Raw genomic sequence first — 21,855 nt, 5'->3', positions numbered from 1 at the left:
ATCTTACAAGAAATTAAGACCCCCAATCCTCAATGGCGCGACTCTATCGCTGCCGCACGGCCTTCTCATACAGCCCGGGGAAGCGGCCGCCGGGATCGCACTCGCGCTTGAGTGACTCGTAGGTGTCGCGATCGTATTCCTGCCAGAAGCGGGCCTCGTTGTAGGTGCTGCGCGAGTACAGGCTCTTCTTGCCACCGTGTTTGGCCACCAGCTCTTCGACCAGCGCATTGTAGTGTCCGTCCAGCTCGTCCGAGCGGACCAGGTCCCAGAAGCCGAAATTGATGTAGGACGCGTCGGTGCGCAGTTCGAACAGTGAAAATCGGCCATCGGGGACGACGAAGGGGCAGATCCAGACGGGGCGAATGCCGATCTGATCGTCGAAGTCGGCCAGGAAGGCCGCGGCGTTGGCAATCGGGATGTCGACGTCCTGGATCACCGACTCGGTGCGTGGGCGGACATATTGAAGCAGGCTCAGCGGCCAGTGGTGGCTGGCACGCATGATCTTCTGATAGGTGATGCTCGACAGGCGCTTGCGGCCCATCAGGAAGCGCAGGGGCTTGAACTGCATGCCGAGGTTCTTGCTGCACCAGAACCAGTCGGTATCCCAACGCCAGAGATAGTCGTGGATCGTCAGGAAATCCTCGTGCTTCGCGCGCAGGCTCTTCCAGTACTGCTGCATCCAGGTGTAGTCGCTGGGCGCCCTGCCCTCCGGCAGGGACTCGACGAAGTGCGCGCGGGTGAGCACGAACTGCCCGGGGGCGAAACAGACGCCATCGAGATAAGCACACGCCGGTTGGGAGCATTCTTCCTCGATGGCGGCGAACAGTTCATCGGCATCGCTGTAGACGCTGTGCTCGAGTCGCACGTATTGGGTGACCGGAATCAGCTTCACACGCAGCCGCGTGGTATAGCCCAGGCTTCCATAGGAGTTTGGAAAGCCGAAGAACAGTTCCGGGCGTTGCTCCGGTGAGCAGGTCAGCACGCGACCGTCGGCAACCAGCACATCCATCTCGTCGACGGTGTGATGCACCAGGCCGTAGCGGAAGGCGCTCGATTCGATGCCCAGACCCGTCATGGCGCCGCCGACGGTGATGCTTTTCAACTCCGGCACGATGGCGGGTGCGAGACCATGCGGCAGCGTGGCGTCGACCAGATCGACGTAGGGGGTCATACCTTCAACCTCGGCCATTCCAGCTTCGGCATCGATCTCGATGATGTGGTTCAGCGCGGTTACATCGAGTTCGGTGCGCTCCACTTCCTCGCGCGGGCGGAACAGATTGCTGGTGCGTTTGCGCAGGCGCACCGGCCCGTCGGAGTCGGTCAGCGCTTCGGCCAGTGTTGCGACGCGTTGGCGGTGCGCCGTCCAGTGCCTGTCGCTCATCAGTCAGCGAGCCGGCACATAGCGAGGCACGCTACCGTGGCTGAGCACGAGCTGCCAGAGGTTCAGCCCGCGCGCACGAAATGCGCCGGCCGAGGAGTTCAGGTAATAACGCCACATCCGGTAGAACCGCTCGTCGAGTCCTTCCTGCTCCTTCAGCCGAGGCCAGGCATCGAGAAAATTCGCCTCCCAGGCCATCAGCGTACGGTCGTAGTCCGGGCCGAAGTTGTGCCAGTCCTCGAGTACGAACAGGCCTTCCTTGGCGCGGGTAAGCTGCGCCTCTGAGGGAATCACGCCGCCGGGAAAAATGTACTTCGTGATCCAGGCGTCGGCGGTTACACGGCTGACGTTGCCGCCGATGGTGTGCACCAGGGCCAGGCCGCCGGGCTTCAGGCGTGACTTGACCAGTTCGAAAAATCCGCGGTAGTTCTTCGGGCCGACGTGCTCCATCAAGCCGATGCTGACCACCCGATCGTATTCGGTCACGTCGTTGGCTGCCTCGCGGTAGTCCTGCAATCGCACGTCCACCGGCAGGCCCTCACATAAACCGCGCGCATAGTCGACCTGCCGCTGGCTGATGTTGTAGCTGACCACTTCGCATTGGTGCTCGGCGGCCAGGTAGCGCGCAAGTTCGCCGAAACCACCGCCAAGCTCGAGTATGCGCATACCCGGCTCCAGGTGCAGCTTGCGGGCAATCAGTGACAGTTTTGCCCGTTGCGCTTCGTCGAGTGTCGTCTCTCGACCCTCGGGGCCGTAGTAAGCACAGGTGTATTGCATGGTTGGGCCGAGCATCGCTTCATAGAGCTCGTTCGACAGGTCGTAGTGCTGTTTAGCCACCTGAATCGAGCGCTTCTTGGACTGTCGGTTGACAAAGCGGCTCAGCAACACCTGGAAAACCATGGCCAGCGTGCGGAGTTGGCGATCGATGCGTGCCCGCTGTACGCGGACGAAGAATTCATCCAGTTGATCGGCGTCCCACCAGCCCTCCATGTAGGATTCGCCGGCGCCGACCGAGCCCTCGGCCACGACACGGTGATAGAGACGATCATCATGGACCTGCAGATCCCACGGCTGATTGCCGCCGATCTCGATACCTGCGGTGGCAAGCATTTGGGTCACTTTCTCTTTGGCTGACATGCGTATCCCTATACCACTGTCGTTTATGGCCGAGCTGAATTCCCAGGCAAAGACTAGTCGCCCCATAAGCAGGGGGTCAAGTGGGGCACAAAAAAACCCCGGCGCCAGTGGAGCCGGGGTTCTGTGCCTGACTTGCAGAAATCCTTGCCGGATCAGGCAAGATCGAAGCGGTCGGCGTTCATTACCTTGTTCCAGGCATCGATGAAGTCACGCACGAACTTGTCCTTGCCGTCGTCGCTGGCGTAGACCTCGGCCACTGCCCGCAGTTGCGCATTGGCGCCGAAGACCAGATCGTTGCGAGTGGCCGTCCACTTGACTTCGCCGGACTTGCGATCGCGACCTTCGTAAATACCCTCTCGATCAGATTCCTTCCATTCGGTACTCATGTCGAGCAGATTGGTGAAGAAATCATTGGTGAGCTTGCCCGGCTGGTCAGTGAGTACGCCGTGCTTCGTCTGGTCGTGGTTGGCGCCGAGGGCGCGCATGCCGCCGACCAGGACGGTCATTTCCGGCGCGGTCAGGTCGAGCAGATTGGCTCGATCGACCAGCAGCTCTTCCTGCGGCCGGTCGTGACCGTGGCCGAGGTAGTTGCGGAAACCGTCGGCCCTGGGTTCGAGCCATTCGAACGACTCGGCGTCGGTCTGCTCGTCGGAGGCGTCGGTACGGCCCGGCTCAAACGGCACGGTCACGTCGAAACCGGCATCCTTCGCCGCCTTCTCGACCGCCGCACAACCGCCGAGCACGATCAGGTCGGCCAGCGAGACCTTCTTGTCGCCCGACTGGGCGTCGTTGAAGGCCTTCTGAACGCCTTCGATCTTGTCGAGCCAGGCACCGAGCTTCTCGGGCTGGTTGGCTTCCCAGTCCTTCTGCGGCGCCAGGCGAATACGTGCACCGTTGGCGCCGCCACGCTTGTCGGTATAACGATAGGTCGATGCCGAAGCCCAGGCGAGGAATGCCAGCTCGGAGACCGACAGGCCGCTATCGAGGAGCTTGCCCTTGAGCCCGGCAATGTCCTGTTCATCGATCAGCTCGTGATCGACCTCGGGAACGGGATCCTGCCAGATCAGCTCTTCGTCGGGCACTTCCGGCCCGAGATAGCGTGAGATCGGACCCATGTCGCGGTGGAGCAGCTTGAACCACGCACGTGCAAAGGCATCAGCGAACTCGTCCGGGTTCTTCCAGAAGTGTTCCGAGATCTTGCGGTATTCCGGATCGACCTTCAGCGACAGGTCGGTGGTCAGCATCATCGGCGCATGGGTCTCGTTGGGATCGTGGGCATCAGGGACCGTACCCTGGGCCTCTTCGTTGACGGGACGCCACTGCCAGGCATCGCCAGGGCCCTTGTGCTTCTCCCATTCGAAGTTGAACAGGTTTTCAAAGAAGTTCATATCCCACTTCGTGGGCGTCTGCGTCCAGGCGCCCTCGATACCACTGGTGGTAGTGTCCTTGCCCTTGCCACTGCCGAAGGCGTTCTTCCAGCCGAGATTCTGCTCCTCGAGCGGGGCGGCCTCGGGCTCGGGACCGAGATGCGAATCGGGCGCGGCACCATGACATTTTCCGAAGGTGTGGCCGCCGGCGATCAAGGCGACGGTTTCATAGTCGTCCATCGCCATGCGCTCGAAAGTCTGACGGATAAAGAAGGCCGCCTCGGCCGGGTCGGGATTGGCATCGGGCCCCTGGGGATTGACGTAAATCAGGCCCATGTGGTCGGCGGCCAGATTCCCCATCAGCTCGCCGCCCTCGCGATGACGTTCGTTGCCGAGCCATTCGCTTTCCGGACCCCAGAAGACATCGCCTTCCGGCTCCCAGATATCCTCACGGCCACCGCCGAATCCGAAGGTTTTGAAACCCATCGATTCGAGGGCCACGTTGCCGGTCAGAATCAACAAGTCGGACCAGGACAGCTGCTTGCCATATTTCTGCTTGATGGGCCAAAGCAGGCGACGGGCCTTGTCCAGGTTGCCATTGTCCGGCCAGCTGGCTAGCGGCGCAAAGCGCTGGTTACCGGTCGAGCCGCCACCGCGGCCGTCCGCCACGCGATAGGTGCCGGCGGCGTGCCAGCTCATGCGTACGAACAGCGGTCCATAATGGCCGTAGTCGGCCGGCCACCAGTCCTGCGATTCAGTCATCAGGGCCCGGATATCCTGTTTGACCGCATCCAGGTCCAGCTTCTTGAATTCCTCGGCATAGTTGAAGTCCTCGCCCATGGGATCGACCTTGGACGAGTTCTGGTTGAGAATTCTCAGGTTGAGACTTTCGGGCCACCAGGTCGAGTTCGACAGGGAACCGCTGGCGGTGTGTCGATACTTGGCGGGAGCAAACGGGCATTTGGCTTCTGTATCCATGTAAACCTCCTCGTTGCAATCTAGCTGCCGCAGGGCGCAGTCAGGCGCTCCGCTCGGGCAAAGGCGAACGTTGCCCTGATCCTATCGTGCAGATGCTGATTTTGGAAATAAATTGTGAGCATTGTCACCATAGCCTCTGCCTATTGGAGAGCGGGCCCTTGATATTCAAGTGTAATCAGAAAGGATTTCGACAGGATAACCGCCCGAATTCCTGCTGTCATGAACGGCGACGGCGGCAGTCCGTCCCCAACATCCTGACCACACTGGGAGAGACTCACCATGAAGAATTTCATCATCACGGCCGGGTGCTTTGCCCTGACCTGCACGGCCGTCCTGGCCGATAACCACGAAGACCCCGAAGAGCTCGTACAGCGCGTCTATCTCGACTACGTCAAAACCGACCAACACGACGAATTCCGGCAGGTCACGCGTGAGTGGAACGCCTGCATGATCGAGGTCGATGCCGACCTGCGCTGGTCGGTGTACGAGGCACACACCGGCAACCTCAACCGCTATGCCTTCGTCATGGCCGGGAAGCCCTGGGGCTGGTTCGACCGCGACAACGCCGAGCTGGACGATTGCTACGAGCAGTTCAAGGATCGTTATTACGCCACGATCGACAAGACCTTCGGCTCCTTCGATATCATCCTTAACGAGCACAGCAATCACGTCGATGACGACGTCGATCGAAAGATTGCCATGGTTACAGCGTTCGAACTCGCCGACAGGCAGGCGTTCCTGGAGAACGTGAAGAAGTACACCGAGGCGTCACGCGAGAACGAATGGAAGGAACCGTACTATTTTTACGCCTCGCTTGGTGGGGCGGATGCCAGCGGCATCTACGTCGTCTCGCCCGTCGCGAGCTTTGCCGATTTCGACGGCGACAACGGCTTCTGGGACATGCTGAAGGAACACTTCGGCGAGGAGGAGTTCGAGAAGATGCGCGCGCAGGACCGCGAGTCGATCATCAGCTACTCGACTGATATCTGGGTTCGAGCCGCGGAGCTCAGCCACACCGGCGAGTGACCGACCCGGCCGGGACGGGCCGCCCGCCCGTCCCGGCCGATGCTATGCTCGGGCCACGTTTCAGCTCGAGATCCGACATGAATTGCAAGACATTCCTGCTTTCGGCCGCCCTGTTCTGCGCGACTGCTGTGTGGGCGAACGATCAAGCTCCACAGCACTTCGACTGGCAATCGGTTTCTCCACAGCAGGCGGGCTTCGATCCCGAGGCCCTCGAGCAGGTGGTGGAATTTGCCCGCGGCCGGGCCGAGACCGAACCCGCCGACCTGCACCAGGTGATTACCGACGCCTTCGCGCCGCGAGAACCGGATTTCCGCATTCTTGGCCCGACCAAACCGCGGGCCGGCGACAGCGGCATGATCGTGCGCGGCGACCGGGTGGTGGCCGAATGGGGCGACCTCGACCGGGTCGACATGACGTTCAGCGTCGTCAAGAGCTACCTGGCCACACTGGCGGCCATCGCACTGCATGACGGCCTGATCGAGTCGGTCCATGACCCGGTGGCAGATTACGTCGGCGGGGAATACTTTAGCGGCGATCACAATTCGAAGATCACCTGGCACCACCTGCTGCAGCAGACTTCCGACTGGTCGGGTACGCTCTGGGACGTTCCCGACTGGGCCGACCGGCCGGAGGGCGACGATCCCGCACAGTGGCCCGAGCGCGAACTGCACGAACCGGGCACGCGCTTCAAGTACAACGACGTGCGCATCAACCTGCTGGCCTACAGCCTGATGCAGGTTTTTCGCGAACCCCTGCCGCGCGTGCTCAAGCGGCGCATCATGGACCCGATCGGGGCCTCGAGCACCTGGCGCTGGCACGGCTACGACAATTCCTGGGTCGCGCTCGACGGCCTGAAGATGCAGTCGGTCTCCGGGGGAGGGCATTTCGGCGGCGGACTGTTCATCAGCACGCGCGATCACGCGCGCTTCGGTCTGCTGATGAAAAACCGCGGGCAATGGGGACAACAGCGTCTGTTACCCGACGAGTGGTTCGAGGCCAAGCGCGAGCCGGCCGAAGCGCGCGCCGACTATGGCTATCTGTGGTGGCTCAACACCGAACGCGAAGCGGTGCCGGCGGCCCCCGAGTCGGCCTACTGGGCTGCAGGCTTCGGCGGCAACTTCATCTACATCGACGAGTGCAACGACCTGCTGGTGGTCCTGCGCTGGATTCCCGACCTAGCCGGTGTCATCGAACGCGTGATGACGGCCCTGACCGAACCGGCCGAGTGTGACTAGCGCCTTCGAGGAACCCTCGCCCGCGTTCTGCTAGTCTGGAAGTAGCGGCGCTTCAGCCGCATTGCATTCCCCACAACAAGGAGAACGTTCATGACCATCCATCTCGAACTCGTTCCCATCATCTCCCTGATCGCAGGTATCGCCATTCTGATCGTGCCCAAGCTGCTCAACCTGATCGTGGCGATCTACCTGATCGTGATCGGTATCGTGGGGATCTTCGGGCTGTAGACAGTCGCCCGAGAGCCCCTTGTTCGGGCCGGATTCAGCCGGCCCGGCTCTCCAGTTCTTCCCAGCGGCTGTAGGCGGCATCCAGTTCGGACTGGAGCGCCTCGACCTCGGCAGTGTGACGAGTGATGGCGGCCGCATCCTGGCGGTAGAAACCGGGGTCGTTCATCTGCTCGGTCAGCTCCGCCATTTTTTCTTCCAGGGTCTCGACCTGCGCCGGCAACTGCTCGAGTTCGCGCGCCAGCTTGTAACTGAGCTTGGCCGGCTTCTTCCGGGGCTGCTGCGTTGCGGCTGCAGCGGGCTTTTCCACCCTGGCCGGTTGTGGCTGCGGCCGTTCGGGCCGCCGCTGCCTGAGCCAGTCGCTGTATCCGCCGACATACTCGCCGATATGCCCCTCACCCTCCATCACGAAGGTCGCGGTCACCACGTTGTCGAGAAACTCGCGATCATGGCTGACCAGCAGCAGGGTGCCGGGATAGTCGGCGACCAGTTCCTCGAGTAGTTCCAGGGTTTCGGCATCGAGATCGTTGGTCGGCTCGTCCATCACCAGCAGGTTCGATGGCCGAGCGAACAGGCGCGCCAGCAACAGACGGTTGCGCTCCCCACCCGAAAGCTTTCCGATCGGTGCGCGGGCGCGTTCCGGCGTGAACAGGAAATCCTGCAGGTAGCCGATGATGTGCTTGCGCCGTCCGTTGATCTCGACGAAGTCGCGTCCATCGGCAACGTTTTCGGCCGCCGACCAGTCATCGCGCAACACGGCCCGAAGCTGGTCGAAATAGGCGACCTCGAGGTTGGTGCCCAACTTGATCTCGCCGGCATCCGGTTCGAGTTTGCCCAGCAGCAGCTTTAGCAGGGTCGACTTGCCGCTGCCGTTGGCGCCGATCAGGCCGATGCGGTCGCCGCGAAAGATGGTGGTGGAGAAGTCATGCACCATCAGCCGGCCATCCCAGGCAAAGGTTACATCCTCGGCCTGGATCACCTTGCGGCCGGACTGTCCGGCGCTGGCCGCTTCCATCTGCACGCCGCCCTGGCGCTCGCGGCGCTGCGCCCGCTCGCGACGCATCTTCTCGAGCGCCCGAACCCGGCCCTCGTTGCGTGTGCGGCGTGCCTTGATGCCCTGGCGAATCCAGACTTCCTCCTCGGCCAGCTTCTTGTCGAAGCGCTGGTTCTCCATTTCTTCGGCGTGAGCACGTTCTTCGACGCGCCTGAGATAGTTCTGCCAGTCACCCGGCCAGGAGGTCACCTGCCCGCGGTCGATTTCGACGATGCGTGTGGCCAGGGCCTGGAGAAAGCGGCGATCGTGGGTGACGAAAACCAGGGCACCGGAAAATTCCTTCAGGAATTCCTCCAGCCACTCGATCGACTCGATATCGAGATGGTTGGTCGGCTCGTCGAGCAGCAGCAGGTCGGGACGCTGCACCAGCGCCTGCCCCAGCAGCACGCGGCGCTTCATGCCGCCGGACAGTTCGGCAAAACGCGCATCGCCATCCAGCCCGAGATGCTCGAGTACCCGTTCGACCTGCTGGTCGAGATCCCAACCACCGGTTGCATCGAGCTTGGCCTGCACGCGGCCAAAAGCATCGGGGTCGAACTCGCCCTGGCTGAGCCGGTGAAACTCCGCCAGCAGTTCGCCGACATCGCCCAGGCCATCCGCGATGCGATCGAACACGCTGCCTTCAGCATTTTCCGGAACATCCTGCGGCAGGGTGGCGATGCGCACGCCCGGCGCCCGGACGATCTCACCATCCTCGGGCTCCAGGGCACCGGCGATCAACTTGAGCAGTGTCGACTTGCCGGTACCGTTGCGCCCGACCAGGGCGACACGCTCGCCCGCACCGATGTCGAGTTCGACGTTTTCGAGCAGCAATGGACCGCCGATACTGAAATCGAGCTTGCGAATGGCTAACAGGGACATGGGCTCTCGGCCTGCGGGGCCGGACGATTCGAGGACGGCCACCATTGTAAGGATTCTCCGTGGCCATGCGTGACTTGTGACCCATGACCGCATCGATGGTGGGGAGTTACATTCAGTTCCGAGGCAGGCGGCTATAATGCCGTCCTGTCTGTTGGGGACAGCGTTGCACATCACAGGGAGTACAAAATGATCGAGCAGTCCTGGTTCTGGCTCATTCTCGGAGCCCTGCTGATCCTGTCGGAATTCTTCATCACCGGCATCGTCGCAATCTTCTTTGGCGTTGGCGCCATCCTGGTCGGTATCGCGACCGCCGTCGGCCTGCTCGACAGCCTGCCGGAACAGGTCCTCTCCTTCTCGGTGCTGTCGGTCGGGAGCCTGTTGTTCGCCCGCGAGCGCATCAAGATCTGGTTCCGCGGCAATGTTTCCGATCGCTGGGACGGCGACAGGGATCTGATCGCCACGCGCGGGGAGCGCGTGACGGTAACCCGCGGCTTTTCACAGGGCGTCGGCCAGGTCCGGCTCAGCGGTGCCGACTGGAAGGCCGAGTGCGAGGACGGCGACCTGGCCGAAGGCGATATCGCCTGGGTCATCGGCCACCGCGGCATCACCCTGCTCGTATCCGCCAACCGCCCTGAACATTCGCACGATCACAGCGCAAGCTGATCGGCTTTTTCATCACCGTCATTCCAGAGGGATCCATCCATGGACTTTGCAACCACACTTTCACTGATCATCCTGGCGATCGTCATCATCGCAGTGGTCAAGACCGCCCAGATCGTTCCGCAGCGCTCCGCCTACGTGATCGAGCGCCTGGGTCGTTTCCACAGCGTGCTCGACGCTGGCTTTCACCTGATGATCCCCTTCGTCGACAAGGTCGCCTACAAGCACACGCTCAAGGAAGAAGCGATCGACGTACCGCAGCAGGCCTGCGTCACCAAGGACAATATCCAGATCCACGTCGACGGCGTCATCTACATGCAGGTCATTGACGCCCGCCTGGCCTCCTACGGCATCGAAAACTACCGCTTCGCCGCCATCCAGCTGGCCCAGACCACGCTGCGTTCGGTCATCGGCCAGACCGAACTGGACAAGAGCTTCGAGGAGCGCGTGATCATCAACGAGAAGGTGGTCGAAGTGCTGTCCGAGGCCTCCGAGCCCTGGGGTATCAAGGTGCTGCGTTACGAAGTGGCCGACATCGTCCTGCCCGAGACCATTCGTGACGCACTGGAGAAGCAGATGCGGGCCGAGCGCGAACGCCGCGCCGTGGTGGCGGAATCGGAGGGTGCACGCGAGGCCAAGATCAATGTTTCACAAGGCATGAAGCAGGAAACCATCAATGTCTCCGAAGGCGACATGCAGAAGCAGATCAACGAGGCCAAGGGTCGTTCGGAAGAAATTCGCCTGATCGCCGAAGCAACCGCGGCCGGTATTGAGCGGATCGCCACGGCCATCAACCAGCCCGGCGGCAGCGATGCCGTGAGCCTGCGCATCGCTGAACAGTACGTCGGGGAGTTCGGCAAACTGGCCAAGGAAACCAACACGCTCATCCTGCCGGCCGAACTGTCGGACATCGGCGGCGTCGTCGCCGGCCTGGCCCAGACCCTCAACAAGACCGTCAAGTCACCCGCGGCCTGAAGTCACGAAACCGGGGGCGACGACGGGCTCAGGCCTTCGCCGCCCCGAACCACGCCGGATCAGGATCCCGACAGACAATGAACCAGGGGTTGAGCACTTCCTCGCGGGCGTTGTAGGTCAGGGGTTCGCCGGTTTCGGCATTGACCACTATCCCGCCGGCGGCTTCGACGATCGCCTGCGCGGCACAGGTATCCCATTCACTGGTCGGCCCCAGGCGCGGATAGATGTCGGCCGAACCGTCGGCAACCAGGCAAAGCTTGAGCGAGCTGCCCATAGCGACGAATTCGGCCGCGCCCAGACGGGCCACGAAATCCTCGACCTCGCGGGTGTTGTGTGAACGACTCCCGACCACCTGCCAGGGGCGATCGAACTGCTTTTCACCCACCTCAATGCGCACCGGATCACGATCATCGTCCTGACGCCAGGCGCCGTCCTCGATGGAGGCGAAATACCAGCGATCCAGCGCCGGGGCATAGACGACCCCCAGCACCGGCCGGTGATCTCGAACCAGGGCGACGTTGACCGTGAATTCGCCATTGCGCTTGAGAAACTCGCGCGTACCGTCGAGCGGATCGACGACCCACAGTTCCCGCCACTGCTTCCGCTGTGACCAGGGCGCCTGTTTCGATTCTTCCGACAGGATCGGAACTTCAGGCGTGAGCGCCTCGAGCCGCTCGACCAGGATCCGGTTGGCGGCCAGATCGGCCTCGGTCAAAGGACTGTTGTCGTCCTTGTCGATGACCTCGGTGGTGGCCGGATCGTCATAGACGGCCATGATCGCCGCACCGGCTTCGGCCACGGCCTCACGCACACGCGGCAGCAGTTCATTCAATTGCATTTGCTTCTCTCTTGATCAAATCGGTTTGGGAACCACGGAATACACGGAAGAACACGGAAGAACACGGAAGAACACGGAAGGAAGAACTTGACTCTTGCCGTTCAGCTTCAAGCGACCGAAACGCAAGCACAAAAATTCGTTGTCTGAACTTCGAATCTGAAGCCGATTCCGTGCTTTCCGTGGTTTATTGATTTTCAAGCCAGGCGGAGAATTCGCCGCCAAGCTCGGGATGCTTGCGGCCCAGGTCGACGGTGGCCTGCAGGAAGCCCAGCTTGGAGCCGCAGTCGTAGTGCCGGCCCTCGAACCGGTAGGCATCGACGGGGCGCTCCTGAAGCAGGCTGGCGATGGCGTCGGTGATCTGGATTTCACCCCGTTGGTCGGGGCGGGTCTCTTCGAGAAGTTCGAAGATACGCGCATCGAGCACGTAGCGGCCGACGATGGCCAGGTTGGACGGTGCCTCGGCGGGTTCGGGCTTTTCGACCATGCCGCAAATCCGGCCGCTGCGCCCGGTGAAGGACTCGACATCGACCACGCCGTAGGAACTGGTCTTCTCGCGCGGAACTTCCTCGACGCTGATCACCGAGGCGCCAGTCTGTTCGTGATGCCGAACAAGCTGGGCCAGCACCCCGTCACCGCCGTTGTCGATCAGGTCGTCGGGCAGGATCAGGCCGAAGGCCTCGCCGGACACCAGGGAACGGGCACATCGCACGGCGTGCCCCAGACCCAGCGCCTGGCGCTGGCGAACGTACAGGCATTCGACACCGTCCGGCACGGTCTGGCGCGCGACCTCCAGCAATTCGTGCTTGCCGCGCTGTTCGAGTTCGGTCTCGAGCTCGAAGGCCATGTCGAAATGATCGGCGATTGCATTCTTGGTACGACCGGTCACGAACACCAGGCGCGTTGCGCCTGCAGCCACTGCTTCCTCGACGCCATACTGGATCAGCGGCTTGTCGACCACCGGCAGCATTTCCTTCGGAATGGCCTTGGTAGCGGGAAGAAAACGTGTGCCGAGCCCGGCGACTGGGAAGACGACGGTGTCGATCATGGCTGACGGGGGTCAGTAATGCCCGGCGAGCCGCATGTCCCGCAGCCGCCCTTCGGCCAGCCGCGCCAGGGTGGTACCGGGATACTGGCTGCGCACCTGCTCGAGCGCCGCGCGAGCTTCGTTCCAGCGCTCCTGCTCGTAGTGGCTGAAACCGATCTTGAGCAGGGCGTCCCCCTGCTTGGAACTGTCTGGAAAGTGTTCCAGGAGTTCGTCGAAATGGTCGAGCGCGGTGTCGAAATCGCGCGTGACGTAATAGGTTTCGGCCAACCAGTAGAGTGCGTTGGGCGCATATGACGAATCGGGGTAGGTATCAAGGAAGGATGCAAACCCTTCCGCCGCATCGGCATAGCGCGTTTCACGTAGCGCCCGGAAGGCCCTTTCGTAGGCCGCCTTTTCTTCCTCACCAGCCGGCTCAAGGTCGCGCGCGCCACCGTCCGAAGGCTGGGCCAACGGGGTGATCTCGGCCCGCGCATCGATCGGTTCGCGCACTTCGGGGACGTCCGACGGGGCGGAACCCGAAGACGCGGGCTCGCTCACCGGCTCGACTGGCTGAGATGCTGCCTGCCTGTCTTCGGAACGCGCTGGCGCCTGGCTCCTCGACGCGGATCGCTCGCCCTGCTCGATTTCCTGCAGCCGACGATCAAGATCGAGATACTGGTCGCGCTGGCGCCGGTGCAGATTTTCGAGCTCGCGCTGTTGCGACTCGACCATGCCCCTGAGTTCACGCACCTCCTCGAGCAGGGCCTGGACTTCGTAGACCAGGTCGCTGCTGTCGTCCTGCGCGTTTGCCGGAATCACGGCGGCCGGCCCGAGGCCGACCGCCGCAATCAGTGCGACCGATGTGACAGTACGCAATGACATCATCGCGCCGTGTAGACGATCTCCACGCGACGATTGCGCTCCCAGCAACCATCGTTGCTTTCGCGGCAGACCGGACGCTCTTCGCCGTAGCTGACGACTTCGAGCTGATCCGACGAGACGCGATTGGACTCGAGCAATTCCCGCACGGAGTCACCACGACGCTCGCCCAGGCCGAGGTTGTACTCGCGCGAACCGCGCTCGTCGGCATGGCCCTCGAGCATGACCCGAGCCGACGGATTGGCTCGCAGGTATTCGGCGTGCGCCTCGATGATCGGCCGGAACTGCGAACGCACGTTCGAGCGATCGAATTCGAAGTAGATCACGCGCTGGCTCAGCACGCTGTCGGAATTGTCGAGATTGCGCGGATCGGTGAAATCACGCGGATCGAGACGATCGGTTTCAGGTTCCGGTGCCGGCTCGGCAGGCGGCGGCGGTTCCGGGGCTTCAGGTTCTTCAACCGTCTCCCTCGCACAGGCGGCCAGAATGGCGGCCAGCATGATCAGGGAGATGAAACGCAGTGCAGTCTTCATGCTACCTCCTGGAATTGGACAGGCATTTGTTGGGGCAACTCTTTTTTTCATGATTATCGAATCAATGGTGACCAGGCCGGCTCCCGAACTTCGTCACCCTCGCTCAGGACGAGCCGTTGGCGGACCCGACCATCGGCCGACACGGCTGCCAACTCGCTTTTGCCACCACGTCGCGTTGCATACAGCACCATGCTGCCATTAGGCGCGAAGCTCGGCGATTCATCGAGCCGACCGTCAGATAATACACGCAATCGCTCCGTTTCGCGATCATGGATGGCAATCCGGAAGTCCTGGTTGCCTTCGCTGAAAATGCTCGCCAGATAACGCTCTTCCAGGCCGATCGAGGCGTTTGCGTTATAGCGGCCCTCCCAGGTGACCCGCTCGGCCTCGTCGCCGTCGACATCCATTACGTAGATCTGCGGCCGGCCGGCCCGGTCGGAGGTGAAATAGATGCGTTCGCCGTCGGGCGACCACGCCGGTTCGGTGTCGATCGACCAGTGCGTGGTCAGGCGGCGGGATTGGCCGCTTTCGAGATCGATGAGCCAGATATCGGGGCTGCCGCCACGGGACAGGCTGACGGCCAGTTTGCGGCCGTCGGGGGAGAAGGCCGGCGCGCCGTTGATGCCGCGCTCAGCGCTGACGACCCGGTTCTGGCCGGTATACAGATCCTGGACGATGATCTGCGAACGGCCCGTGGCGAAGGAAACATAGGCCAGCTTGCGCGCATCCGGCGACCAGGCCGGCGACAGGATCGGCTGGGTATTGCGCACCACGGTTTGTGGACTGTGGCCGTCGGCGTCGGCCACCACCAGTTCGAAGCGTTCGTCCTCGGTACCCGAACCGCGGACCACCACATAGGCGATGCGAGTGGCAAAAGCCCCCGGAACGCCCATCAGCTCCTCGTAGACGGCATCGGCGACGCGATGTGCACCGAAACGCAGATTGCCCAGGCCCACGGACAAGGCCTGCGACAGCAGGACCCGGCCGGAATGCACGTCGAGCAGGTGGTACTCGATCTCGTAGCCGGTGCCGTCACTGGTATCCCGCACCGAGCCGATCACCAGGTGGTCGACCTTGAGCAGCCGCCAGGTGCCGAAACGAACTTCCGGCGGACGGGTCGGCCGGTCGACCATCTGCGCCTGATCCATCGGATCGAACAGGCCGGAGCGGTGCAGGTCGGCGCTGACGATGTCGGCCACGCCCTCGTCGGGCCCGGGCATGTCCGAATTCCAGGCGAACGGCGCCACGGCAATCGGCATGGCGCCCTCGACGCCGTCGACGATCTCGATGCGCAATTGCGCCGACGCTGAGCCCCAAAACAGAATCGCCAGCAGCAGGCTAGCCGTCGTAAACGAAGGTAAAAACGATTTCACGCGCAAAGACATCTTCATAACCTCGGTAGGGTAACGTACCGACTCGCAGTACAGCCGCCGTAATCGAGCGGCGGGTGGCTTCGTCGGCGTTGCAGGGTGAGACAACGGTGGCATCAATGATTTCCCCGCCCGGAATCTGCATGACGCGGATATCACAGCGTACACCGGGCGCAGTGGTTGGCGGCCGGATCCAGTTGCGGCGGACCAGTTCGCGGATGGTGCTGGTGTATTCCTCACCCAGGGTGGCCCGTCGCGCATCGGCGGCGGCCTCTTCCTGGGCCAGGCGCAGGCGCTCTGCCTCCTCCTCAGCGGCCTGCTCCTCTTCCTGGCGCTCACGGCGCTCCGCCAGTTCCTGCAGGCGCCGCTCCTGTTCCTCGCGCTCGCGCTGTGCGGCCTCGCGCTGGCGCCGCAGCTCCTCGAGCTCGCGCTGGCGCTCGGCCTCGGCCTGGCGACGTTCTTCCTCGGCCTGGCGCAAGCGCTCGCGTTCGGCCTCGCGGCGGCGTGCCGCTTCGGCCTCCTCGAGGCGGCGACGCTCGGCTTCTTCCTGGCGCTGCTGCTCGAGTTCCGCCTGGCGCTGGCGCTCCGCCTCTTCTTCCTGGCGCTGTTGTTCCAGTTCCTCCTGGCGCTGCCGTTCGAGCTCTTCCTCGCGCTGACGCTCGGCTTCGTCCACGGCCTCTTCGACGGCTTCGGGCTGCTCGACCATCGTCGGGCCCTGGTCGACCAGGGTGACGCGAACCGGCACGGGGCGATGCTCGAACGGCTGCCAGTCCCAGGTGCCGAACAGCAGCACCAGGACAAAGCCCAGGTGCACGGCAATCGCCAGCCCGAAGGCTGTCAATCCGTCCTTGATGGCCTGTTTTCGCTGGGGGTCAATCATGGCTTTCAGTTCCGGGAACCGCAGATTTCGCAGATTGACGCAGATTCATGAGAAGTCGTAAACGAGACGGCGGAGTGAGCGCGAGAGCGCAACAGGAAACTCTGGATTCTCATCATGTCCTTTTTCAATCTGCGCGAATCTGCGAAATCTGCGGTTCCAGAAACCGCTTGGACCGCAGAAAACGCTCACTCTTCTTGTTCTGACTCGGGATCGCCCACCAGACCCACGGAGGCCACGCCAGCGCGCTGCAGGTGGACCATGGCGCGGTAGATGTGCTCGTAGGCGACTTCGCGGTCACCGCTGACGGTCACCTGCAGTTGTGGATTGCGCTCGACGATGGCACCGACGGTGGCCACCAGGGTCTCGCCATCGACCAGCTCCGGCGCATCGCCGGTATCGAGATACATGTCGCCGGAGGCGGTCACCGAGACCATCAGCGGATCACCCTGGTCCGACAGCGGCTCGGCCGACCCGGTGGGCAACTCGACTTCAACGCCCAGATTCATTAGCGGTGCGGTGACCATGAAGATGATCAAAAGCACCAGCATCACGTCGATGTAGGGCACGACGTTGATTTCCGACATCTGCTTGCGCCGCCGCCGGATGTAGGGTTGATCCGACATCTCAGTCCTTCTCCCGCAACTTGCGCGCCTGCCGGTTCAGGATCGAGGCGAACTCTTCCTTGAAGTTGTCGTAGCGCACTTCCAGGCGCTCGACCTGATTGGAGAACTTGTTGAACGCGATGACGGCCGGAATGGCGGCGAACAGGCCCATGGCGGTGGCGATCAGGGCCTCGGAGATGCCCGGCGCGACCATGGCGATGGTGGCCTGCTGCGCACCGGCCAGGCCCCGGAAGGAGTTCATGATGCCCCAGACCGTGCCGAACAGGCCCACGTAGGGGCTGACCGAGCCGACCGTGGCAAGGAAGCTCAGTCGATGCTCGAGCCGGTCCATTTCACGCGTCAGGGTCACGCGCATGGCGCGCTGGACGCTGTTGGTCATGCCGTCGGGGTCGACACCGCGCTCTTCGCGAACACGCAGGAACTCGCGGAATCCCGATTCGAAAATCGCTTCGAGACCCTCCCGGCCCGATCGATCGCCGGCAACGGCGTCGTAGAGTTTGCTCAGATCGGCGCCGGACCAGAATTTCTCCTCGAATTTGCGCGACCGCGACTCGGCACGACCGAGCATCTGGCGCTTGCGGAAGATCACCATCCAGGAGGTGATCGACGCGGCTACCAGCAGCGCCATGACCAGCTGCACCAGCAGGCTGGCCTCGCGAATGAGTTCCCAGATTTGCAGTTCGCCGTTCATTGTTTGTCCCGTTGCTGTTGTTGTTGGATGGCCGTGCGCAGGTCTTCGGGCATGCGCGCCGGCGCGAAGCGGTCGGCAGCCAGGCAGGCGGCGTCGACCCGGGCCGTGGCCAGAAGCTGCTCATCGCCGACCCGGTGCATGTGCTGGTCGAAGGTCAGCGAGGCGCTTCGCAGGTGTTCGACGTCGATCCTGATCGCGAGTTCATCCTCGAGCCGGGCCGGGGCGACGAATCGGATGTCGATGCGCCGCACGACGAACAGGCGATTGTCGCGCTCGCGCATCGGTACCTGCGGAAATCCCATCGCCATCAGCCAGTCCGACCGCGCCCGTTCGAAAAAGGCCAGGTAGCGGGCGTGGTAGACCACGCCGCCGGCGTCCGTGTCTTCCCAATAGACGCGGTAGCGGAAGGGTTGGTCGCTCATTGTTCCGGATTGCTTTTGAACAGGTCTTCAGGCGTATTGGGCGGATTGAGGCCGAAATGCTTCCAGGTCGCGGCCGTGGCCATGCGGCCGCGGGCGGTGCGCATCAAGTAGCCTTCCTGGATCAGGAAGGGCTCGATCACGTCCTCGATGGTGCCGCGCTCCTCCGACAGAGCCGCGGCGAGGCTCTCGACGCCCACCGGCCCGCCGCCGAAGTCCTCGACCAGCTTTTTCAGCAGCCGGCGATCCATGGCGTCGAAACCGCGCGCATCGACCTGCATCATTTCCAGGGCCTCGGCGGCGACCGGCTCGCTGATGCGGCCATCGGCACGTACCTGGGCAAAATCGCGCACCCGCCGCAGCAGGCGATTGGCGATGCGCGGGGTACCACGGGCCCGACGGGCGATTTCGAGCGCGCCGGCCTGATCAGCGTCGATCTCGAGGATGCCGGCTGAACGCTGCACGATCGCCGACAGCTCATCGGCATCGTAGAACTCGAGCCGCTCGACGATGCCGAACCGGTCCCGTAGCGGCGAGGTCAGCAGCCCGGCGCGGGTGGTGGCGCCGACCAGGGTGAAGCGCGGCAGGTCGAGCTGGATCGAGCGCGCCGCCGGGCCCTCACCAATGATGATGTCGATGCGGTAGTCCTCCATCGCCGGATAGAGCACTTCCTCGACCACCGGGCTCAGGCGATGGATTTCGTCGACAAACAGCACGTCGCCGGGCTCGAGGTTGGTCAAAAGCGCGGCCAGGTCGCCGGCGCGCTCGAGCACCGGGCCGGACGTCTGGCGCAGGTTGACGCCCATTTCGTGAGCGATAACGTGCGCCAGCGTGGTCTTGCCCAGGCCGGGCGGGCCGAAGATCAACACATGATCGAGCGCCTCATTGCGGCCGCGGGCCGACTCGAGGTAAATGCCGAGCCGCTCCTTCATCGTGGGCTGGCCGATGTATTCCGACAGCCGGTCCGGACGCAGGCTCGCCTCGATGCGGGCCTCGTCGCGATCGACCTCGGCGGTGACCAGGCGCTCCTCTTCCATCATCCCTGCATCTTCTTCTTGAGCGCAGCGCGGATCAAGGCTTCGGAGGACAGTTCGGGATCGGCCACGGACTGGACCATTTTCAGCGCCTCGGATGCCGAGTAGCCCAGCGCCGTCAGCGCAGCGCGCGCCTCAGCGCCGGCATCGCCGGGCTTGTTCGAGGTGCCGGCATCACCGCCCAGGTCGGAAATTCGCCCGCGCATTTCCAGAATCAGCCGCTCGGCGGTCTTCTTGCCGATGCCCGGCAGGCGGGTCAGGGCCTGGCTGTCGCCGGCCTCGACCATCAGGGCGAAGTCCTCGCCGCTGACGCCGGAAAGAATGGCCAGGGCCAGGCGCGGCCCGATACCGGAGACCTTGAGCAATTCGCGAAACAGCCGGCGGTCGGACTCGTGCGTGAATCCGTAGAGCGTGTGCGCATCCTCGCGCACCACCAGGTGGGTGAGCACGGTCACCGGCTCGCCGTCGGCCGGCAGACGGTCGAAGACGTTGAGCGGTGCCTCGACTTCGTAGCCGACGCCACCGACATCGATGGTCAGCGCCGGCGGCTCACGCTGGATCAGGGTTCCGGACAGGCGCACGATCATCGCAATACCACTCCCGGGGGCAGTCGGCTGGCAGTCTGGGCGGTGTGATGATGGCACAGCGCCGCAGCCAGCGCATCATGAGCGTCCTCGCCCAGGTCAGCGTCGATCTTGAGCAGGGCGCGCGTCATGTGTTGAATCTGCTCCTTGGCCGCGCCGCCCCGTCCGACGATGGCCTGCTTGATGGCGCGCGGCGCATATTCGTACACTTCCAGCCCGGCCCCGACGGCCGCGCAGATGGCCGCGCCGCGCGCCTGGCCGAGCTTGATCGCCGCCTGCGCGTTACGGCTCATGAAAACCGTCTCGACCGCCGCTACCGTCGGTTGATACTCGGCAATCAGGCGCTGAACCTCGGTGAAGATCAACCCCAGCCGCTCCGGCATCGGGCCACCGCCGAGATTGATCGTCTCGGCGTGGATCAGCCGCTCGCCCTCGATGATGCCGACACCGGTTCTGCGGGAGCCGGGATCGAGGCCGAGGATTCGCATCAGTCGTAGGCTTCCGTCGGTATATCCGCGTTCGACCACACGTTCTGCGTGTCGTCGAGGTCTTCCAGCACGTCGAGGAATTTCAGCACCTGGCGGCCGGAGTCGACATCGAGTGCGATCAGGTTCTCGGCGCGTTCGGTAACCTCGGCGTCCTCGAAATGCAGCCCGGCGGCCCGGAGCGCGTCGCGTACGCTCTCGAAGTCTTCCGGCGCGGTCAGCACCTCGATCGACCCGTCGTCACTGCTGACGATGTCCTCGGCGCCGGCCTCGAGCGAGGCTTCCATGACGTCCTCCTCGCTGGTGCCCGGCGCGAAGGTAATCACGCCCTTTTTCTCGAACTGGAAGGCGACCGAGCCGTCAGTGCCCAGATTGCCACCATGCTTGCTGAAGGCATGACGCACTTCCGAGACGGTGCGATTGCGGTTGTCGGTCAGGGTATCGACCATCACCGCCACGCCGCCGGGCGCATAGCCCTCGTAGCGGATTTCCTCGAACGAGGCACCCTCGAGTTCACCGGTGGCCTTCTTGATGGCGCGCTCGATGTTGTCCTTGGGCACGTTGGCACCGTTGGCCTTCTCGATCGCCAGCCTGAGCCGCGGATTACTGTCTGCATCGCCCCCGCCCTCACGGGCGGCAACGCTGATTTCGCGGATCAGCCGCGTGAAAATCTTGCCCCGCTTGGCATCCTGTGCCTTCTTGCGGTGCTGGATATTGGCCCATTTACTGTGACCGGCCATGAGTTGGGGTGACTCCTTGGTTTTGACAAGTGGGGCATTTTAACCGATGGGATGGTGTCGCTACCGCGGGCTGATGGCGGGTGCCTCGTCTTCGTCGACGCTGGGCTGGTTGATGCCACCGGTCGCGGTGGCGTCCTCGACAAGTCAAAGGCGGTTTCGCCCGCATCACCTGCCCTGCCGCTAGCTTGTGCGTTGCTACCGCCGGGTTGCCGGCTTCGACAAGTCAAAGGCGGTTCCGCCCGCCTGCTTCGCAGGCTGATGGCGGGTGGGCGCCCCCTGCCCTGGCGTTAGTTGGTACACGGCTGCCGCAGCGTTGGTCGGTTTCGACAAGTCAAAGGCGGTTTCGCCCGCCTGCTTCGCAGGCTGATGGCGAGTAACTTTTGTCAGTCGCGACAAAAGTCACCAAAAACGCTCTTAGAAGACGCGGTTAGTGCGCAGGACCAGATGGCTTCAGGGCTTAACGGAGATACCGCTTGGGCCTTCGCGAAGGCTCGGTCGTCAAACATGGTGTTCTCGACTGAGTTTTGGAGTTGCCCGCATCCGAATTGCACGACCTCGATCGGGGTCGGCTTCGATTGGGGGTAGGACAGGCCTGCAGGATGGGACGTCACTCGAAGTCGTCGTGCCAGAAGCGGGCCGCTGCAGGCGTTACCGCAAACCAGCATGTTCGGCAGCCGGGCCCAAGCAAAGCCCCAATCGCAGTCCGTGAAGCCACTCCCGGGAAAGGTTCTTGAGGCGTAACCGCCTGCTTTTAAGCGCGTTTTTTGGTGACTTTTTTCGCGCGGGAAAAAAGTTACCCGCCATCAGCCTGCATAGCAGGCGGGCGGAACAGAAGTTGACTTGTCGAGAGCCGCACAGC

The 21,855-nt window shown here is 63.0% G+C and carries 22 protein-coding genes; 5 read left to right on the top strand and 17 right to left on the bottom strand.

Annotated elements, in window-relative coordinates; translation table 11 throughout:
* Positions 1 to 43: 43 nt before the first annotated feature.
* From G4Y73_RS10705 to katG, 3 genes are all read right to left on the bottom strand, one after another.
* The gene (locus G4Y73_RS10705; protein ID WP_164231630.1) at positions 44 to 1,381 is read right to left on the bottom strand and encodes an FAD-binding oxidoreductase; all 1,338 of its coding nucleotides are present in this window, start codon (positions 1,379 to 1,381) and stop codon (positions 44 to 46) included.
* Between the two features lie 3 nt (positions 1,382 to 1,384).
* A complete protein-coding gene (cfa, locus tag G4Y73_RS10700) occupies positions 1,385 to 2,515 on the bottom strand; it encodes a cyclopropane fatty acyl phospholipid synthase (RefSeq protein ID WP_164231629.1) in 1,131 nt (376 codons plus the stop codon).
* A gap of 152 nt (positions 2,516 to 2,667) precedes the next feature.
* Positions 2,668 to 4,860, bottom strand: coding sequence for a catalase/peroxidase HPI (katG, locus tag G4Y73_RS10695; protein ID WP_164231628.1), 2,193 nt, complete (start codon positions 4,858 to 4,860; stop codon positions 2,668 to 2,670).
* A 279-nt stretch (positions 4,861 to 5,139) separates the two neighbouring features.
* Here katG and G4Y73_RS10690 point away from each other — a divergent pair, with 279 nt between their 5' ends.
* The 3 genes from G4Y73_RS10690 (at position 5,140) to G4Y73_RS10680 (ending at position 7,349) form a co-directional block, all read left to right on the top strand.
* Positions 5,140 to 5,886 carry a hypothetical protein gene (locus G4Y73_RS10690; protein WP_164231627.1) on the top strand — a complete coding sequence of 249 codons (747 nt, stop codon included), beginning with the start codon at positions 5,140 to 5,142 and terminating at the stop codon, positions 5,884 to 5,886.
* A gap of 77 nt (positions 5,887 to 5,963) precedes the next feature.
* Complete coding sequence (locus tag G4Y73_RS10685; protein WP_164231626.1) at positions 5,964 to 7,121, top strand: serine hydrolase; 1,158 nt, start codon at positions 5,964 to 5,966, stop codon at positions 7,119 to 7,121.
* A 90-nt stretch (positions 7,122 to 7,211) separates the two neighbouring features.
* Positions 7,212 to 7,349 (top strand): DUF3096 domain-containing protein, encoded by a 138-nt coding sequence (locus G4Y73_RS10680; protein ID WP_116897494.1) that lies wholly within the window; start codon positions 7,212 to 7,214, stop codon positions 7,347 to 7,349.
* Positions 7,350 to 7,383: 34 nt separating this feature from the next.
* Here the strand turns inward: G4Y73_RS10680 and G4Y73_RS10675 are convergent, their stop codons facing one another.
* Positions 7,384 to 9,261 (bottom strand): ATP-binding cassette domain-containing protein, encoded by a 1,878-nt coding sequence (locus G4Y73_RS10675; RefSeq protein WP_164231625.1) that lies wholly within the window; start codon positions 9,259 to 9,261, stop codon positions 7,384 to 7,386.
* 186 nt (positions 9,262 to 9,447) lie between these two features.
* On the opposite strand from G4Y73_RS10675, the gene G4Y73_RS10670 reads away from it, so the two are divergent.
* Complete coding sequence (locus tag G4Y73_RS10670) at positions 9,448 to 9,924, top strand: NfeD family protein (protein ID WP_164231624.1); 477 nt, start codon at positions 9,448 to 9,450, stop codon at positions 9,922 to 9,924.
* Positions 9,925 to 9,963: 39 nt separating this feature from the next.
* Positions 9,964 to 10,896, top strand: coding sequence for a stomatin-like protein (locus tag G4Y73_RS10665; RefSeq protein ID WP_164231623.1), 933 nt, complete (start codon positions 9,964 to 9,966; stop codon positions 10,894 to 10,896).
* Positions 10,897 to 10,924: 28 nt separating this feature from the next.
* Here G4Y73_RS10665 and cysQ read toward each other — a convergent pair whose 3' ends face one another.
* The 13 genes from cysQ to G4Y73_RS10600 all read right to left on the bottom strand — a co-directional run bounded on the left by cysQ (position 10,925) and on the right by G4Y73_RS10600 (position 20,996).
* A complete protein-coding gene (gene cysQ, locus G4Y73_RS10660) occupies positions 10,925 to 11,734 on the bottom strand; it encodes a 3'(2'),5'-bisphosphate nucleotidase CysQ (RefSeq protein WP_164231622.1) in 810 nt (269 codons plus the stop codon).
* Between the two features lie 184 nt (positions 11,735 to 11,918).
* The gene (galU, locus tag G4Y73_RS10655) at positions 11,919 to 12,779 is read right to left on the bottom strand and encodes a UTP--glucose-1-phosphate uridylyltransferase GalU (protein WP_164231621.1); all 861 of its coding nucleotides are present in this window, start codon (positions 12,777 to 12,779) and stop codon (positions 11,919 to 11,921) included.
* Between the two features lie 12 nt (positions 12,780 to 12,791).
* Positions 12,792 to 13,634, bottom strand: a complete 843-nt coding sequence (gene ybgF / locus G4Y73_RS10650) for a tol-pal system protein YbgF (RefSeq protein ID WP_164231620.1) — start codon at positions 13,632 to 13,634, stop codon at positions 12,792 to 12,794.
* A gap of 5 nt (positions 13,635 to 13,639) precedes the next feature.
* Positions 13,640 to 14,170, bottom strand: a complete 531-nt coding sequence (gene pal, locus G4Y73_RS10645) for a peptidoglycan-associated lipoprotein Pal (RefSeq protein ID WP_164231619.1) — start codon at positions 14,168 to 14,170, stop codon at positions 13,640 to 13,642.
* A 53-nt stretch (positions 14,171 to 14,223) separates the two neighbouring features.
* Complete coding sequence (gene tolB / locus G4Y73_RS10640; RefSeq protein ID WP_346426850.1) at positions 14,224 to 15,543, bottom strand: Tol-Pal system beta propeller repeat protein TolB; 1,320 nt, start codon at positions 15,541 to 15,543, stop codon at positions 14,224 to 14,226.
* Positions 15,509 to 16,420 carry a cell envelope integrity protein TolA gene (tolA, locus tag G4Y73_RS10635; RefSeq protein ID WP_164231617.1) on the bottom strand — a complete coding sequence of 304 codons (912 nt, stop codon included), beginning with the start codon at positions 16,418 to 16,420 and terminating at the stop codon, positions 15,509 to 15,511. The genes tolB and tolA overlap by 35 nt, the downstream gene beginning before the upstream one ends.
* 185 nt (positions 16,421 to 16,605) lie before the next feature.
* Complete coding sequence (tolR, locus tag G4Y73_RS10630; protein ID WP_164231616.1) at positions 16,606 to 17,043, bottom strand: protein TolR; 438 nt, start codon at positions 17,041 to 17,043, stop codon at positions 16,606 to 16,608.
* A gap of 1 nt (position 17,044) precedes the next feature.
* Positions 17,045 to 17,734, bottom strand: coding sequence for a protein TolQ (gene tolQ / locus G4Y73_RS10625; RefSeq protein ID WP_164231615.1), 690 nt, complete (start codon positions 17,732 to 17,734; stop codon positions 17,045 to 17,047).
* Positions 17,731 to 18,156 (bottom strand): tol-pal system-associated acyl-CoA thioesterase, encoded by a 426-nt coding sequence (gene ybgC / locus G4Y73_RS10620; protein WP_164231614.1) that lies wholly within the window; start codon positions 18,154 to 18,156, stop codon positions 17,731 to 17,733. Before ybgC ends, tolQ begins: the two co-directional genes overlap by 4 nt.
* Positions 18,153 to 19,193, bottom strand: a complete 1,041-nt coding sequence (gene ruvB, locus G4Y73_RS10615; protein WP_240451278.1) for a Holliday junction branch migration DNA helicase RuvB — start codon at positions 19,191 to 19,193, stop codon at positions 18,153 to 18,155. The genes ybgC and ruvB overlap by 4 nt, the downstream gene beginning before the upstream one ends.
* Positions 19,190 to 19,774, bottom strand: coding sequence for a Holliday junction branch migration protein RuvA (gene ruvA, locus G4Y73_RS10610; RefSeq protein WP_164231613.1), 585 nt, complete (start codon positions 19,772 to 19,774; stop codon positions 19,190 to 19,192). The genes ruvB and ruvA overlap by 4 nt, the downstream gene beginning before the upstream one ends.
* The gene (gene ruvC / locus G4Y73_RS10605) at positions 19,771 to 20,259 is read right to left on the bottom strand and encodes a crossover junction endodeoxyribonuclease RuvC (RefSeq protein ID WP_164231612.1); all 489 of its coding nucleotides are present in this window, start codon (positions 20,257 to 20,259) and stop codon (positions 19,771 to 19,773) included. The genes ruvA and ruvC overlap by 4 nt, the downstream gene beginning before the upstream one ends.
* Positions 20,259 to 20,996: a YebC/PmpR family DNA-binding transcriptional regulator gene (locus tag G4Y73_RS10600; protein ID WP_164231611.1), complete on the bottom strand. Its 738-nt coding sequence runs from the start codon at positions 20,994 to 20,996 to the stop codon at positions 20,259 to 20,261. The genes ruvC and G4Y73_RS10600 overlap by 1 nt, the downstream gene beginning before the upstream one ends.
* Positions 20,997 to 21,855 lie beyond the last annotated feature (859 nt).

Source organism: Wenzhouxiangella sp. XN201 (assembly GCF_011008905.1).
In the GTDB taxonomy this organism is placed as follows: Bacteria; Pseudomonadota; Gammaproteobacteria; order Xanthomonadales; family Wenzhouxiangellaceae; genus Wenzhouxiangella.
The sequence above is the reverse complement of the archived record's forward strand: the minus strand, read 5'-3'. Positions and strand labels throughout refer to the sequence as shown.

What these genes read in the sequence shown, in the direction of transcription:
- G4Y73_RS10705 (WP_164231630.1), bottom strand. Translation starts at nt 1,381, where the DNA reads ATGAGCGACAGGCACTGGACGGCGCACCGCCAACGCGTCGCAACACTG.
- cfa (WP_164231629.1), bottom strand. Translation starts at nt 2,515, where the DNA reads ATGTCAGCCAAAGAGAAAGTGACCCAAATGCTTGCCACCGCAGGTATC.
- katG (WP_164231628.1), bottom strand. Translation starts at nt 4,860, where the DNA reads ATGGATACAGAAGCCAAATGCCCGTTTGCTCCCGCCAAGTATCGACAC.
- G4Y73_RS10690 (WP_164231627.1), top strand. Translation starts at nt 5,140, where the DNA reads ATGAAGAATTTCATCATCACGGCCGGGTGCTTTGCCCTGACCTGCACG.
- G4Y73_RS10685 (WP_164231626.1), top strand. Translation starts at nt 5,964, where the DNA reads ATGAATTGCAAGACATTCCTGCTTTCGGCCGCCCTGTTCTGCGCGACT.
- G4Y73_RS10680 (WP_116897494.1), top strand. Translation starts at nt 7,212, where the DNA reads ATGACCATCCATCTCGAACTCGTTCCCATCATCTCCCTGATCGCAGGT.
- G4Y73_RS10675 (WP_164231625.1), bottom strand. Translation starts at nt 9,261, where the DNA reads ATGTCCCTGTTAGCCATTCGCAAGCTCGATTTCAGTATCGGCGGTCCA.
- G4Y73_RS10670 (WP_164231624.1), top strand. Translation starts at nt 9,448, where the DNA reads ATGATCGAGCAGTCCTGGTTCTGGCTCATTCTCGGAGCCCTGCTGATC.
- G4Y73_RS10665 (WP_164231623.1), top strand. Translation starts at nt 9,964, where the DNA reads ATGGACTTTGCAACCACACTTTCACTGATCATCCTGGCGATCGTCATC.
- cysQ (WP_164231622.1), bottom strand. Translation starts at nt 11,734, where the DNA reads ATGCAATTGAATGAACTGCTGCCGCGTGTGCGTGAGGCCGTGGCCGAA.
- galU (WP_164231621.1), bottom strand. Translation starts at nt 12,779, where the DNA reads ATGATCGACACCGTCGTCTTCCCAGTCGCCGGGCTCGGCACACGTTTT.
- pal (WP_164231619.1), bottom strand. Translation starts at nt 14,170, where the DNA reads ATGAAGACTGCACTGCGTTTCATCTCCCTGATCATGCTGGCCGCCATT.
- tolA (WP_164231617.1), bottom strand. Translation starts at nt 16,420, where the DNA reads ATGATTGACCCCCAGCGAAAACAGGCCATCAAGGACGGATTGACAGCC.
- tolR (WP_164231616.1), bottom strand. Translation starts at nt 17,043, where the DNA reads ATGTCGGATCAACCCTACATCCGGCGGCGGCGCAAGCAGATGTCGGAA.
- tolQ (WP_164231615.1), bottom strand. Translation starts at nt 17,734, where the DNA reads ATGAACGGCGAACTGCAAATCTGGGAACTCATTCGCGAGGCCAGCCTG.
- ybgC (WP_164231614.1), bottom strand. Translation starts at nt 18,156, where the DNA reads ATGAGCGACCAACCCTTCCGCTACCGCGTCTATTGGGAAGACACGGAC.
- ruvB (WP_240451278.1), bottom strand. Translation starts at nt 19,193, where the DNA reads ATGATGGAAGAGGAGCGCCTGGTCACCGCCGAGGTCGATCGCGACGAG.
- ruvA (WP_164231613.1), bottom strand. Translation starts at nt 19,774, where the DNA reads ATGATCGTGCGCCTGTCCGGAACCCTGATCCAGCGTGAGCCGCCGGCG.
- ruvC (WP_164231612.1), bottom strand. Translation starts at nt 20,259, where the DNA reads ATGCGAATCCTCGGCCTCGATCCCGGCTCCCGCAGAACCGGTGTCGGC.
- G4Y73_RS10600 (WP_164231611.1), bottom strand. Translation starts at nt 20,996, where the DNA reads ATGGCCGGTCACAGTAAATGGGCCAATATCCAGCACCGCAAGAAGGCA.